12 protein-coding genes are annotated in these 13,793 nt (G+C 57.8%); 5 read left to right on the forward strand and 7 right to left on the reverse strand.

The window, feature by feature from the left end; genetic code table 11:
* Nucleotides 1-2 precede the first annotated feature (2 nt).
* From upp to ACR0AD_RS07005, 6 genes are all read right to left on the reverse strand, one after another.
* Nucleotides 3-635 (reverse strand): uracil phosphoribosyltransferase, encoded by a 633-nt coding sequence (gene upp / locus ACR0AD_RS06980; RefSeq protein ID WP_480485164.1) that lies wholly within the window; start codon nucleotides 633-635, stop codon nucleotides 3-5.
* Complete coding sequence (locus ACR0AD_RS06985) at nucleotides 632-1,618, reverse strand: adenosine deaminase (protein WP_480485163.1); 987 nt, start codon at nucleotides 1,616-1,618, stop codon at nucleotides 632-634. The genes upp and ACR0AD_RS06985 overlap by 4 nt, the downstream gene beginning before the upstream one ends.
* Nucleotides 1,615-2,826 carry a phosphopentomutase gene (locus ACR0AD_RS06990; protein ID WP_480485162.1) on the reverse strand — a complete coding sequence of 404 codons (1,212 nt, stop codon included), beginning with the start codon at nucleotides 2,824-2,826 and terminating at the stop codon, nucleotides 1,615-1,617. Before ACR0AD_RS06990 ends, ACR0AD_RS06985 begins: the two co-directional genes overlap by 4 nt.
* The gene (locus ACR0AD_RS06995) at nucleotides 2,823-4,130 is read right to left on the reverse strand and encodes a thymidine phosphorylase (RefSeq protein WP_480484265.1); all 1,308 of its coding nucleotides are present in this window, start codon (nucleotides 4,128-4,130) and stop codon (nucleotides 2,823-2,825) included. The genes ACR0AD_RS06990 and ACR0AD_RS06995 overlap by 4 nt, the downstream gene beginning before the upstream one ends.
* Nucleotides 4,131-4,134: 4 nt before the next feature.
* Complete coding sequence (locus ACR0AD_RS07000) at nucleotides 4,135-4,527, reverse strand: cytidine deaminase (protein WP_267365809.1); 393 nt, start codon at nucleotides 4,525-4,527, stop codon at nucleotides 4,135-4,137.
* 91 nt (nucleotides 4,528-4,618) lie between these two features.
* Complete coding sequence (locus tag ACR0AD_RS07005) at nucleotides 4,619-5,722, reverse strand: cupin domain-containing protein (protein WP_480484266.1); 1,104 nt, start codon at nucleotides 5,720-5,722, stop codon at nucleotides 4,619-4,621.
* 53 nt (nucleotides 5,723-5,775) lie between these two features.
* Here ACR0AD_RS07005 and ACR0AD_RS07010 point away from each other — a divergent pair, with 53 nt between their 5' ends.
* The 5 genes from ACR0AD_RS07010 to ACR0AD_RS07030 all read left to right on the forward strand — a co-directional run bounded on the left by ACR0AD_RS07010 (nucleotide 5,776) and on the right by ACR0AD_RS07030 (nucleotide 12,498).
* Nucleotides 5,776-5,934 (forward strand): hypothetical protein, encoded by a 159-nt coding sequence (locus tag ACR0AD_RS07010; protein WP_480485161.1) that lies wholly within the window; start codon nucleotides 5,776-5,778, stop codon nucleotides 5,932-5,934.
* Nucleotides 5,935-6,149: 215 nt separating this feature from the next.
* Nucleotides 6,150-8,423, forward strand: a complete 2,274-nt coding sequence (locus ACR0AD_RS07015; RefSeq protein WP_480485160.1) for an NADP-dependent malic enzyme — start codon at nucleotides 6,150-6,152, stop codon at nucleotides 8,421-8,423.
* Nucleotides 8,424-8,471: 48 nt separating this feature from the next.
* Nucleotides 8,472-8,861 (forward strand): GFA family protein, encoded by a 390-nt coding sequence (locus ACR0AD_RS07020; RefSeq protein ID WP_480484268.1) that lies wholly within the window; start codon nucleotides 8,472-8,474, stop codon nucleotides 8,859-8,861.
* A gap of 231 nt (nucleotides 8,862-9,092) precedes the next feature.
* Nucleotides 9,093-10,982: a propionate-CoA ligase PrpE gene (gene prpE, locus ACR0AD_RS07025; RefSeq protein ID WP_480485159.1), complete on the forward strand. Its 1,890-nt coding sequence runs from the start codon at nucleotides 9,093-9,095 to the stop codon at nucleotides 10,980-10,982.
* A gap of 88 nt (nucleotides 10,983-11,070) precedes the next feature.
* On the forward strand, nucleotides 11,071-12,498 hold the full coding sequence (locus ACR0AD_RS07030) for an amidase family protein (RefSeq protein WP_480485158.1): 1,428 nt from the start codon (nucleotides 11,071-11,073) through the stop codon (nucleotides 12,496-12,498).
* A 250-nt stretch (nucleotides 12,499-12,748) separates the two neighbouring features.
* Here ACR0AD_RS07030 and ACR0AD_RS07035 read toward each other — a convergent pair whose 3' ends face one another.
* Complete coding sequence (locus tag ACR0AD_RS07035) at nucleotides 12,749-13,555, reverse strand: NAD kinase (RefSeq protein WP_480485157.1); 807 nt, start codon at nucleotides 13,553-13,555, stop codon at nucleotides 12,749-12,751.
* Nucleotides 13,556-13,793 lie beyond the last annotated feature (238 nt).

Consider the following 13,793-nt stretch of genomic DNA (forward strand, 5'->3'; position numbering starts at 1 on the left):
GATCACTTGGTTCCGAACATCCGGTCACCGGCATCCCCCAGACCGGGCATGATGTAACCTTTCGCGTTCAACTCGCGGTCCAGCGCTGCCGTGACGATACGCACGTCAGGGTGTGCTTCCTTCATCCGCGCGACACCTTCGGGTGCCGCCAACAGGCACAGAAAGCGAATATCCGTCGCCCCGGCCTCTTTCAGCAGGTCAATGGCCGCGGCCGAGCTGTTGCCGGTCGCCAGCATCGGATCCACCGCAATGACCAAACGGTCCTTCAGGCTCTCTGGCGCTTTGAAATAATACTGCACGGGTTTCAGCGTTTCTTCGTCGCGATACAGCCCCACGAAACCGACGCGTGCTGAAGGTACAAGTTCCAGCACCCCGTCCAGCATCCCGTTTCCGGCGCGCAGGATTGACACCAGCGCCATTTTCTTACCTGCCAGTATGGGGGCGTCCATTTCTTCCATCGGCGTTTCGATATTGCGCGTTGTAAGGGGAATGTCGCGCGTGACCTCGTAGGCCAGCAGCAATGTGATTTCACGCAACAACTGCCGGAATCCGGCGGTCGAGGTGCCCTTGTCCCGCATGAGCGTCAGCTTGTGTTGCACCAGCGGGTGATCGACGACAGTAAGGTGTTCGCTCATGTGTTCTCCAGTCTTTTCTTGACCCGCGCGCGGGTGTCATCATCACAGAAGGCCGCGTTCAGGGCCATCTCATTCAATGCCGCAAAATCCCCGGCCTCCCAGCCGAACGCCGCGTTCAACATCTCATATTCCCGCCGCATGGTCGTGTGAAAAAACGGAGGATCGTCGGTGGAGATCGTAACCCTTACACCCGCATCGCGCAGTTTCGCGATGGGATGGGCGGCAAAATCCGGGAAAAGGCCAAGAACCACATTCGAACCCGGACACACCTCAAGCGTGATTTCCCGGTCAACCAGTTCACGAACAAGATCAAGGTCTTCGATGGCGCGGACGCCGTGCCCGATACGCTCAACCCCCAGATCGCGCACAGCGTCGCGCACACTGTCAGGACCGCCAAACTCACCCGCATGCGTGGTCAGGCGCAGCCCGGCTTCGCGGGCACATTCGAAAGACCATTTGAAGTCACCCTGCGTGCCAATGGATTCGTTGCCGCCCATGCCAAAACCGGTGATCCAGTTTCCGGCGGTCTCGGCCGCACAATGGGCACTCCGCCTGGCTTGTTCGGGGCCAAAATGGCGGACACAGGTAACGACACCGCGCAAGGTGATATCGAATTTACGCTCGGCTTCGTCTGCCGCATCCTGAATGGCATTCAGATAATCCCGCCACGCATGCAGGTCGCCACCGCCGCAAAAATCAGGGCTGAGGAAGGTCTCGGAATAAACCACGCCATTTTCAGCGCTTTCCTCAAGAATGGCCAATGTCAGCCGCCGGAAGTCTTCGGGCGTTTTCAGAACTTCGCAAGCGGCTTCGTACACGCTCAGGAAATGCGCGAAATCACGAAAATCATAAGATCCGTCTGCCTTGAAGATACCGCTCAGGTCAACGCGTTTTTCGTGGGCAAGCTGGCGGATGAAGGCCGGAGGTGCCGCGCCTTCGTGGTGAAGATGCAGTTCAATTTTGGGCAGGTCTGCAACGCTCATAAAAAGTTCCTTCCCGGCCCTTGCGCCGGAATGTTCAGATGGTGGGCAATGCTGGCCGCAATATCGGTAAAATCTACTTGCCCGATTTGTCCGGTACCCTGCCCCGCAATCAGAACCGGAACCTGTTCACGGGTGTGATCTGTTCCGGTCCAGCTTGGGTCATTGCCATGATCAGCTGTTAACAGCAACAGATCGCCTGGTCGAAGTTTCTTCAGGATACCCCCGATCTCGCGGTCAAACCATTCCAACGCTCGGGCATAGCCGCTGATGTCGCGGCGATGCCCATAAAGGCTGTCAAATTCGACAAAGTTGGCGAAGGTCAGACTGCCCTCTTCCGCCTCGTCTATAAGATCAGACAGGTGCTGCATCAGCTGGGCATCCGACCCTTTGCGCAGCGTGTCGATCCCCTGCATCGAGAAGATGTCGCCGATCTTGCCCACTGCATGAACCCGTCGCCCTGCATCCTGCACCCAGTTGGTCAGCACCGGTGCCGGGGGCAGAATGGCGAAATCCTTGCGATTGGTCGTCCGTTCGAACCCCGTCTCAGGCGTTCCGACAAAGGGGCGCGCGATGACACGCCCCACTTTCATCTTGTGCAAGCGCGGAGCAAGCGCGCGGCACATGTCCAACAACCGCTCAAGCCCAAAGCTTTCCTCATGGGCCGCGATCTGAAACACACTGTCAGCGGATGTGTAGCAGATCGGCCAACCGGTGCGCATATGTTCGGCACCCAGTTCGGCTATGATCGCTGTCCCCGACGCGTGGCAGTCACCAAGAATACCTTCGGTCCCGGCAGCTTCGGCTGCCGCGCGGCTCAGTTCCGCTGGAAAAGCCGGAACCGTGTTTGGAAAGTAATGCCAATCCCAAGGCACCGGCAGGCCCGCCAGTTCCCAGTGGCCTGAGGGCGTGTCCTTACCCGGCGAATGCTCACGCGCGCAACCCCATAGTCCAGCAGGTTCGGCATCGAGGCCCGGAGTGGCGTCTCCAGACGCCAGCCGCACAGCCGCGCCCAAACCCAGCGCGTCCAGGTTGGGCAGGTGCAACGGGCCGGTGCGCCCATCTACTGCGCGGCCTTCCGCGCAGGCTTGGGCGATATGGGCCAGCGTGTTTGCCCCGGCATCCGGAACATCACCGTTGAAAAACCGGTCTGCATCAGGTGCCCTGCCTATTCCGACGGAATCCATGACGACAAGAAACGCTCGGCTCATACGCTGATCCTTTCGTGGATCAGATCGGGCAGCTTTGGAACTGTATCGCTGATTGTCATCGCACTCAGCACAGTTTCCGCTGCCCGCCGTGCAGCGCCTTCCCGTGCAGCGTGGACCACGGCAATGGGTGAACCTTTTGACACACGATCCCCCAGCCTGAGGATGTTGGATATTCCTACTGCCGGATCGATCTCATCACTTTCGACCTGGCGGCCGCCACCCAGCGCGACCACGGCAAGGCCCAGCGCCTCTCCGTCGATGGCGGAGACGTAACCGTCTTCGGGGGCAGGAACCTCCTGAATAACGCTCGCCTCAGGCAGGAAACGGGTCCAGGTATCGACGAATTTCACAGGACCACCAACCGCTGCCATCATGCGGCCAAACCGTTCGGCGGCGCGACCGTCACGGATGATCTTGGCGATCTGCTCACGCCCCTCCTCGACCGAGATGCACATGCCTGCATCGGCCAGCAGGACGCCGCCCAACTCGGCAGAAATGTCCACCAGTGGCGAAGCGCCAGGACCGGTCAGAACCTTCATCACTTCCGCGACCTCCAGTGCATTGCCCAGCGCCGGGGCCAAAGGCTGGTTCATGTCCGTGATCACCGCCGAAGTCCGGCACCCAGCCGCGTTCGCAGTCTCGGTCAATGCTGTGGCCAGCTTGCGGGCATCCTCAATTGTTTTCATAAAGGCACCGCTGCCAACCTTGACGTCAAGAACCAACGCATCCGGGCTGGCCGCCAGCTTTTTGGACAGGATCGACGCTGTGATCAGATCCAGACTTTCGACCGTCGCCGTCACGTCCCGAACTGCATAAAGCCGCTTGTCCGCCGGTGCAATCTGGCCCGTCGCGCCGACGATAGCCGCACCCGTTTCGCGCAATATCTGCGCAAGTCGGTCCTGACTGATCTGAGTGCTGACACCCGGAATCGCCTCGAGCTTGTCCAATGTTCCACCCGTGTGCCCCAAACCCCGACCCGAGATCATCGGCACATAAGCACCACATTCCGCCAGCGCCGGAGCCAGCACAAGGCTGACGCAGTCCCCGACCCCACCGGTCGAGTGCTTGTCGATCACCGGCCCGTCCACATCCCAACCGAGAACATCGCCGCTATCGCGCATCGCAATCGTCAAGTCCGCACGCCCCTGAGGACCCAGCCCGCCCATACAGACGGCCATGGCAAACGCCCCGGCCTGCGCATCGCTGACGCTGCCGTCTGCCAACCCTTGCGCGAACCAGATAAGCTCGTCGCGGCCTGGGACTTCGTGCCTGCGCAGTTTGGCTATGATTGAACGGGCGTCCATGCGTTCAGACATCCTCCATGTGCGACGCGTCGAACGCACCCGGCAGCAAATCTCCGATGGTTGTCTCAAACTCCGCACCATCGACGGTTGCCAGAGTAACCTTTACATCGCGCTTGCCAAACTCGGCCAGCTTCTGACGGCATCCACCGCAAGGCGGCACAGGCTGAGGGCTGGAGGCAACCACGTAGACCTCGGTCAGTTCCTGCTCGCCCGCGGCCACCATTGCGGCAATTGCACCTGCTTCCGCGCAGGTCCCCTCGGGATATGCCACATTCTCGACGTTGCACCCGGAAAAGACATGACCCGAAGAAGACCGAAGCGCTGCGCCAACTTTGAAGTTCGAATATGGCGCGTAGGCGTTTTCCCGGACAGACAAGGCAGCGTCTTTCAGCGACATGGCGAATCCTCATTTTTGATCATCTGGTCAGAAATTTGCACGCTAACGTATTAAGGCGGGGAATTTGAAGCCCCTGACCCATGTTTTTCGCTTAACCCAGCGTTGTGTTGAAGGTACCGGGTAAGGTGACTTCCAACAATTCGATATTGTCTGTTGGCTCGGACAACCGTGTGCGCATCCCAGGTGGGATGACAAAAGCATCCCCTTGCTCCAGCCGGTAGGGATCGCGCCCCTCGCCTTCCAGGGTGACCTCGCCGTCCATCACAAAGGTAAAGTGAATGTCGGTGTCATGGCTGGCCCATTCCGGATCACCCGACCCTTTGCGCACAACCTGCACCCCAGCGACACCCTTGGTGTTCTCGGCAATCGTGGTGTCGCGGCAGATGTACCCCGGCAGGCGGAAGGGCATCCACTCGGCACCCTTGGCCTGATTATAGACAAAGCGTTGCCCCTGCCATTCGCGGTCCGGGCGGATGTGCGGAGTGGGAAGTGTCATGTCATGGTCGATCTCTGTGACATGCTCAGCCGGCACTCCGATCTCAATGACCTGAACATTATCAGAAGCTTCAAGAACGCGGTGCCGGATTTCCGGAGGTTGAATAAAGCAGTCCCCCGCTGTCAGACGCATTTTCTCGCCCTGATCCTCATAGACCACATCCACCCAGCCATGGATGCAAAAGATCAGCTGAAACCCGACCTTGTGAAAATGCACCATATCCGGAACCGGCCCACCATCGGGAATGCGGATATGGCTGGCAATAATCGACCCACCCAACCGATCCGGCACCAGATCGCGATAGTGCATCCCGGCCCGACCGATGATCCAGGGGGCCTGATCCTTGAGCCTGCGCACGACAAAGGAATGCACGGTCTCTGGCATCACCAGTGGCGGATTTCGTTCTTCAACTTCGATTCGGGTGCCATTCGGGGCTACAAGAACGCGTTCACCACCGGCGAAATCTGACGGATTATCCGTCAGGATACGCAATGTTCCTGGGCTTTCCGGTGCGTCTTTTTCAATGCGCAACCGCACGCCATGCCCCGAAAACACCGCGACGCGCGGATCGTCAGCGGGATAAATCATGTCCATCTTCATCCCCAGTTTTTTTGTGTAAAAAGGGATGTCGTCGCGAATTTCCTGTGTGGGCAGGCGAATTTCAGCGTGCGTTTTCGCCAGATCGGATGTCTTGGTCATCAGTATTCTCTTCGAATTGCAACTTTGGCCATCCGATCAGAACAGAGGTCAAAATGCCAACCGAAAAGAACATCTCCGGCATTTCTTCCATAACGAAGAAGCGCATTTCAATAATCACAGGTAAAACTCCGCCGTTCAGCGCGGTGAACTCGACCAAAATCTGGGCGACAACAACTGCCCAGCATCGCTGCAACCAACATCCAACCTACTGATCCCTCGTTGGTTACCAGCCACGTCATCAGTCCTGAATGTCACGACGGCCTTGCCAGAGTGATCTTGGACGTCGCAATGTGAAAAGATGCAAAAGAACTCAGACAATACCAATCCGGATTCTGGTTGCGACATCACGGCAGAGTTACGTAGCGTAGCCAAGTTCAAATAAATAGTTTAAGGCTAAATCAAATTCTCAATGGGAGCTGAATCGCCGATGTCTGACACCCCCAGCCTGCGACAAGCTGCGCTCGAATATCATGAATTCCCCAAACCCGGAAAGCTTGAGATCAAGGCCACCAAACCGATGGCCAACGGTCGCGATCTGGCCCGCGCCTATTCGCCCGGCGTGGCGGAGGCCAGCCTTGAAATCAAGGCCGATGCAGCCAATGCCGAGCGGTACACCGCGCGCGGTAACCTTGTTGCTGTGGTGTCAAACGGCACCGCCGTGCTCGGCCTGGGGAATATCGGGGCACTCGCCTCGAAGCCGGTCATGGAAGGCAAGGCTGTTCTGTTCAAAAAGTTCGCGGGCATCGACTGTTTTGATATCGAGGTAGATCAGCCCGATCCCGAAAAGCTGGCGGATATCGTCTGTGCCCTTGAACCGACATTTGGCGCCATTAACCTTGAAGACATCAAGGCCCCCGATTGCTTTATCGTCGAAAAGCTCTGCCGTGAACGTATGAACATCCCGGTTTTCCATGATGACCAGCACGGAACTGCCATTGTGGTCGGGGCTGCGGCCAAGAATGCGCTACATGTGGCCGGAAAGTCTTTTGAGGACATCAAGGTCGTGTCAACCGGTGGCGGGGCCGCCGGGATCGCGTGCCTGACCATGCTGGTCAAGCTGGGCGTGAAACGTGAAAACATTTGGCTGTGCGACATTCACGGGCTTGTCTACGAAGGACGGGCCGAGGACATGAACCCGCACAAGTCACAGTTCGAGCAGAAGTCGGACTTGCGGACGCTGGACGATGTGATCGGTGGGGCTGACCTGTTTTTAGGTCTCAGCGGACCAAATGTTCTGAAGCCTGACATGGTCCGGAAAATGGCAAGCCGCCCGATCATCTTCGCCCTGGCCAACCCGACGCCGGAAATCCTGCCAGAGGATGCCCGCGCGGTTGCACCAGACGCAATCATCGCCACGGGTCGCAGCGATTTTCCCAATCAAGTCAACAACGTGTTGTGTTTTCCGTTTATCTTCAGGGGTGCATTGGACGTCGGAGCGACAGAGATCAACGACGCGATGCAGATTGCCTGCGTGGATGGTATCGCTGAGATGGCGCGCGCAACCACAAGCGCCGAAGCCGCGGCTGCCTATAAGGGCGAGCAACTGACCTTTGGCCCGGATTACCTGATCCCGAAACCATTTGACCCGCGTCTTGTGGGCGTGGTGTCATCGGCGGTCGCCAAAGCCGCCATGGAAAGCGGTGTTGCAAAACGCCCTATCGACGACTTTGACGCCTATAAGGAAAAGCTCAACCAGACTGTCTTCAAGTCTGCCCTTCTGATGCGTCCTGTGTTCGAGGCTGCGGCCGTCGCATCCCGTCGCATCGTTTTTGCAGAGGGTGAAGATGAAAGGGTTCTGAGAGCCGCGCAGGCCATTCTCGAAGAGACGACGGAAACGCCAATTCTGATCGGGCGACCCGATGTGATCGAAACCCGGTGTGAAAAGCTGGGGCTGACCATTCGTCCGGGCAAGGACTGTCAGATCGTCAACCCGGAAAACGACCCGCGCTATTACGATTATTGGACTTCCTACCACCAGATCATGCAGCGCCGCGGTGTTACACCGGATCTGGCCAAAGCGATCATGCGCACCAACACAACGGCCATTGGCGCGATCATGGTGCATCGTGGCGAAGCGGACAGCATGATCTGCGGCACATTTGGTGAATTCCGCTGGCACCTGAATTATGTCGAACAGGTGTTGGACGACAACAAACTGCGCCCGCATGGTGCCTTGTCCCTGATGATCCTGGAAGATGGCCCCCTGTTCATTGCCGACACGCATGTCCGGCAATTGCCGTCGCCGGAAGAACTGGCAGAAACCACCATTGGTGCTGCGCGACATGTTCGCCGGTTCGGGATCGAGCCCAAGATCGCCTTCTGTTCGCAGTCGCAATTTGGCAATCAGGCTGAAGGATCAGGCAAACGGCTGCGGGCGGCGCTGGAAATCCTTGATCGGCAGCCGCGCGATTTTGTCTATGAAGGCGAAATGAACCTGGATGCGGCTTTGGATGCAGACCTGCGGGCGCGTATCTTCCCGGCGTCGCGATTGGAGGGAGCGGCCAACGTTCTGATATTCGCCCACGCAGATGCGGCCAGCGGCGTGCGCAATATTTTGAAGATGAAGGCGGACGGGATTGAAGTTGGCCCGATCCTGATGGGAATGGGCAACAAGGCCCATATAGTTACTCCATCCATCACCGCACGCGGTCTGCTGAACATGGCGGCGATTGCAGGAACACCCGTGGCGCATTACGGTTAACCGGGGGCAGCCTTGCTGGCGCCCCTGCCAACAGGGGGGGGGAAGCGCATGAAAGGACATTGCCACTGCAACGCCGTGCATTGGGAAAGCGATGCCCAAGCCGCGTGGAGCTGTTATTGCCACTGTTCAGATTGCAGGCGAAACTGCGCCGCGCCGGTCACGGCTTTTTTCGGGCTGCCGCATGAGGCGGTCAGATGGTTGGGTCAGGCACCAAAGATCTATCGCTCATCGGAAGGGGTTGAACGTCTGTTTTGCGGCAACTGCGGAACCCAGATGGCCTATCGCACAGCGCGCGATACGGTGAACATTCATCTTTACACCGCAACGCTGGACAACCCGGAGACCCTGCCGCCACAGTTTCACGTGTTCCACGCCGACCACCTGCCCTGGCTGAACCTTCAGGACAAGCTGCCACGTTACGCCAAAACGGCTGGTTGAGCTGATTCTCGGAACGGCACAATATTTGCACGCAATAGTTTGCAATTTTGCAAAACTTTCTATTGCTGCGACAAAAACTGTGCTTCAACTGTAATTTTGCAAAAATTTGCAAGTCGTTTTTTGCCGATCTGCAAATTTTTTGCGATAAACTGACGCGTCGTCATGCGTCGCGCTTGCCCGGTTGTTTTCTGCGACCTAACACAATGTCCAAGCCGTTGTGAGGAGGACAAGATGGCGTATCAGGACGTTTATGACAGCTGGAAAACCGACCCCGAAGCGTTCTGGATGAACGCTGCAAAAGGGATCGATTGGGTCAAGGCCCCCAGCAAAGCACTGTTCGACGACAATGCGCCCTTGTACGAATGGTTCAGCGACGCGCGGGTCAATACCTGTTGGAATGCCGTAGACCGTCATGTGGAAAACGGGCGCGGTGAACAAACCGCCATCATCTATGACAGTCCCATCACCCACACCAAGCGCGAGATATCCTATGTCGAGCTTCGCAACCGCGTGGCCACTCTGGCCGGCGCGCTGCGCGCAAAGGGTGTCGAGAAAGGCGACCGTGTCATTATCTACATGCCGATGATCCCCGAAGCGCTTGAGGCGATGCTGGCCTGTGCCCGCCTCGGCGCCGTGCATTCGGTCGTGTTCGGCGGGTTTGCCAGCAACGAACTGGCCGTGCGCATCGACGACGCCAAACCCAAAGCAATCATCGCCGCGTCCTGTGGGATGGAACCCGGTCGCGTGGTTCACTATAAGCCCCTGCTTGACGGTGCGATCGAACTGGCCAACCACAAACCTGATTTTTGTGTGATCTTCCAGCGGGAACAAGAGGTCGCCCAGTTGATTGAAGGGCGCGATTTCAACTGGCATGGTTTCCAATACGGTGTCGAACCGGCTGAATGCGTGCCGGTTGATGGCAAGGACCCGGCTTATATCCTGTACACCTCTGGCACTACGGGTGCACCCAAAGGGGTCGTGCGCCCCACTGCCGGACACCTTGTGGCACTGAACTGGACAATGAAGAATGTCTATAACGTCGATCCAGGCGACGTGTTCTGGGCAGCCTCCGATGTGGGCTGGGTCGTGGGGCACTCCTATATCTGCTACGCACCCCTAATCCACGGAAACACCACAATTGTGTTCGAGGGCAAGCCAGTCGGCACCCCGGATGCTGGCACCTTCTGGCGCGTGATCTCGGAACATAAGGTCAAAAGCTTCTTCACCGCACCTACGGCCATCCGCGCCGTCAAACGAGAAGACCCCAAGGGCGAATTGATCGGCAAATACGATCTGTCTCATCTACAGGCCCTCTATCTGGCAGGCGAACGCGCCGACCCTGACACAATTATCTGGGCACAAAACGCGCTGAAGGTTCCGGTGATCGACCATTGGTGGCAAACCGAAACCGGCTGGGCCATTGCCGGGAACCCGCTGGGTATCGAAGAGCTTCCGGTCAAGCTGGGCTCGCCCGCAAAACCGATGCCGGGTTATGACGTGCAAATTCTGGATGAAGGCGGTCACCCGATGAAGGCCGGTGAACTGGGTGCCATCGCGGTTAAATTGCCCCTGCCCCCAGGCACCTTGCCAACACTGTGGAATGCCGAAGCACGGTTCAAGAAATCTTATCTTGAACACTTCCCCGGATATTACGAAACCGGCGATGCCGGGATGATTGACGAAGACGGGTACCTCTACATCATGGCGCGCACCGATGACGTCATCAACGTTGCCGGCCATCGCTTGTCGACGGGCGGGATGGAAGAAGTGCTGGCTGCCCACCCCGATGTGGCTGAATGCGCGGTGATCGGAGTTTCGGACCAGCTGAAGGGGCAGATGCCGGTCGGCTTCCTGTGCCTGAATGCTGGTGCCACACGGGATCATGGCGATGTGGTTCAGGAAGTCGTCAAAATGGTTCGGGAGAAAATCGGGCCGGTGGCCGCCTTCAAACTGGCTGTTGTCGTCGACAGGTTACCCAAGACCCGTTCCGGTAAGATCCTGCGTGGTACGATGGTGTCGATTGCAGACGGTCAGGACTACAAAATGCCTGCAACAATTGATGATCCTGCCATCCTTGATGAGATCAAGGAAGCGTTGCAGACAATTGGTTACGCCAAGTAACCATCGGGCGGCACAGGCCGCCCATGTCATGTCCGCCCTTGCAACCTGAATCTGGGCCCCTACTGTCGCTGTAAGACAGTGAGGGCCCATGACACATACCGATATCTGGCGTCTCAGCGCCACAGAGCTGACCACCTTGACCCGACGCGGCGATCTGAGCGCGACCGAGGCGGTACAGGCCTCGATTGATCGCATGGACGCGGTGAACCCCGCGCTGAACGCGGTCGTCGAAGACTTGCGCACCGAGGCCCTGGAACGCGCGCAGTCGCTAGATGCTGCACGGCGGAGTGGTCAGCCGACCGGCCCGCTGCATGGTGTTCCGGTAACAATCAAGGTGAATGTCGATCAGAAAGGCCACGCCACCACCAACGGTGTCATTGCGCTGAAGGACGTAATCGCTCCGGATGACGCGCCGGTGGTCAGCAACTTGCAAAAAGCGGGGGCCATTGTGATCGGGCGAACGAATACGCCCGAGTTTTCCTTCAGGGCCGACACCGACAACCCCCTGCATGGGCGCACGTTCAACCCGTGGGGACGGCACATTTCACCCGGGGGATCATCCGGTGGCGCTGCTGCCGCCGTGATGGCAGGTCTCGGTGCGCTGGCCCATGGCAACGATATTGGCGGCAGCCTGCGCTTTCCGGCAGCCGCTATCGGAGCGGTTACGGTGAAACCGGGGCTGGGGCGCGTTCCCGCGTGGAACCCAAGTCAGAAGGCCGAACGCGGATTGCTGGCGCAATCAATGTCGGTTCAGGGCCTGATCACCCGGTCGACTGCGGATCTGCACCTGTCCATGCCCAGCCTGATCGCCACCGATGCGCGGGATCCGTTCCACGTACCAATGCCCTGGCGCGGCGAGCGTTTTGACCAGCCGATCAAGGTGGCATTCACCAAGAACACCTTCGGCTATGCGCTGCACCCCGAGGTCGAAAAAGCCCTCGACACTGCGCGCGATGCGCTGGTCGATGCAGGGTACGACGTTGAAGAGGTCGATCCACCCGATGTCTTTGAATGTGGTCGGATCGGGTATCGGACCTTGATGGGCGAAGTGCTGACCCTGATGAAATCGGACATTGAAGCCGCTGGTTCCAAAACCATCCGCGACATCTTTGACGTCTACTTTCAGGAATTCCCACCCATCGTTGAAACAGAATTGGTTCGGATGCTGGCCAAGCGCAGCCATTATGCCCGTGAATGGTCCCTGTTTATGCAGGACTACCCGCTGGTTTTGTCCCCTTTCCTGCCACAGCCATTTTTCAAACCTGACCGGGACACCGAAGGCGCTGAAGGCGTGCATGATGTTTTGGGATGCGCTGTCTATTCCTATGCGATGAACTTTCTGGGACTGCCTGCAGCCTGCGTTCCGTCACGATTGGCCAACCTTCCCAAAGGGCCTCAACCTATCAATGTACAGATCGCGGCACAGCGCTGGCGCGAGGATTTGGCCGTGGATGCCGCCGCCGCGATAGAAGCTCGCGTGGGACAGATGTGTTTCCCGCTTTGGGATCACATGTAACAAAAAATAGACCCCGGGTCATTGTGCCCGGGGTCCAGCTGCTAAAATAAGCCCGGATTTCTGATGACGAGCGTAGCACCACCCACCCTCGCCAGCGCAAAATCTGCGCAACCATTCGAAAACACCGTTCAGGTGGCCACTCACTCCCACCTTGGCGTGTTCTCCGGACAAGTTCACATTAGCCAATCGTTAAGGGAATTCCTGTGAACTGCTTCACATAGGCGTGAGAAAAATTCGGGGATGGCCAATTTTACGTGAATTGTTCTGATATTAGACGTTCTTCCAACCCATGGCCGGGGTCGAAAAGGATACGGTGCGCAATGGCTGGTTCCGACCTGATCTCGACCCAGTCGATATCCGGGAAAGAAACGGAATCAGCAGCCACGATGACCGGTCGTTTGTCTGCTTCGACCACATCGAACCTGACTTTCGCCATTTTCGGCAACAAGGCACCACGCCACCGCCGTGGGCGAAACGCCGCGATGGGTGTCAGGGCAAGAACGTCAGCGCCAATCGGAACAATCGGCCCATGCGCGGAATAGTTATAGGCGGTCGATCCCGCGGGCGTGGCAAGTAGTGCCCCGTCACAGACCAGTTCGGCCATGCGTACCCGGCCGTCTACGCTGATCTTGAGCCTTGCTGCCTGAGGACCCGCGCGCAGCAATGACACTTCGTTGATCGCCAGCGCCTCGTGCAGTTTTCCAGATTGGTCCATCGCCTGCATGGCCAACGGGTTGATAACCTCTTCCTCGGCATCCTCCAGCCGCGCCATCAGGTCGTCTTCGTGATACTCATTCATCAGAAAGCCGATCGTGCCGCGATTCATCCCGTAAACCGGAGTATCGAGATGTTGCACATTGTACAAAGTGTGCAACATGAAGCCGTCGCCGCCCAATGCAACCACTACATCTGCGTCCCGAGGTGCCACATTACCATATTTGGCCACCAGGATGTCGCGCGCTGTTTGCGCCACTTTGACCTCACTGGCGAGAAAGGCGATTCTCTTTTTCATGTTTTGTGGTTTCCGGTGTTGCACATTTGGTTCCGAAACAAACATACCTTTCCCCAATAGGCCAGTCTTGACGCCGCAGCAGGCCAAATCGTCGCTTTAAGCCTTTTGCGAATGTGGCGTTTCCGATAGGAAATCCGCAAGATTTATACCCAGCCATGTGGAGCGCCAATGAACGCCAATCTTCGTGACACCGGATTTTTCACCCAGTCCTTGTCGGACCGCGATCCTGAGCTTTTTGGCTCGATCCGGTCTGAGCTGGGTCGTCAGCGCGACGAGATCGAGC

Source organism: Ruegeria sp. BH8 (genome assembly GCF_056538065.1).

Bases quoted from the DNA above. Each gene is read 5' to 3' on its own strand.
- ACR0AD_RS07010 (WP_480485161.1), top strand. From the start codon at position 5,776: ATGCCAACCGAAAAGAACATCTCCGGCATTTCTTCCATAACGAAGAAG.
- ACR0AD_RS07000 (WP_267365809.1), bottom strand. From the start codon at position 4,527: ATGTCGCTGAAAGACGCTGCCTTGTCTGTCCGGGAAAACGCCTACGCG.
- ACR0AD_RS07035 (WP_480485157.1), bottom strand. From the start codon at position 13,555: ATGTTTGTTTCGGAACCAAATGTGCAACACCGGAAACCACAAAACATG.
- ACR0AD_RS07020 (WP_480484268.1), top strand. From the start codon at position 8,472: ATGAAAGGACATTGCCACTGCAACGCCGTGCATTGGGAAAGCGATGCC.
- ACR0AD_RS06995 (WP_480484265.1), bottom strand. From the start codon at position 4,130: ATGGACGCCCGTTCAATCATAGCCAAACTGCGCAGGCACGAAGTCCCA.
- upp (WP_480485164.1), bottom strand. From the start codon at position 635: ATGAGCGAACACCTTACTGTCGTCGATCACCCGCTGGTGCAACACAAG.
- ACR0AD_RS06985 (WP_480485163.1), bottom strand. From the start codon at position 1,618: ATGAGCGTTGCAGACCTGCCCAAAATTGAACTGCATCTTCACCACGAA.
- ACR0AD_RS07005 (WP_480484266.1), bottom strand. From the start codon at position 5,722: ATGACCAAGACATCCGATCTGGCGAAAACGCACGCTGAAATTCGCCTG.
- ACR0AD_RS07030 (WP_480485158.1), top strand. From the start codon at position 11,071: ATGACACATACCGATATCTGGCGTCTCAGCGCCACAGAGCTGACCACC.
- ACR0AD_RS06990 (WP_480485162.1), bottom strand. From the start codon at position 2,826: ATGAGCCGAGCGTTTCTTGTCGTCATGGATTCCGTCGGAATAGGCAGG.
- ACR0AD_RS07015 (WP_480485160.1), top strand. From the start codon at position 6,150: ATGTCTGACACCCCCAGCCTGCGACAAGCTGCGCTCGAATATCATGAA.
- prpE (WP_480485159.1), top strand. From the start codon at position 9,093: ATGGCGTATCAGGACGTTTATGACAGCTGGAAAACCGACCCCGAAGCG.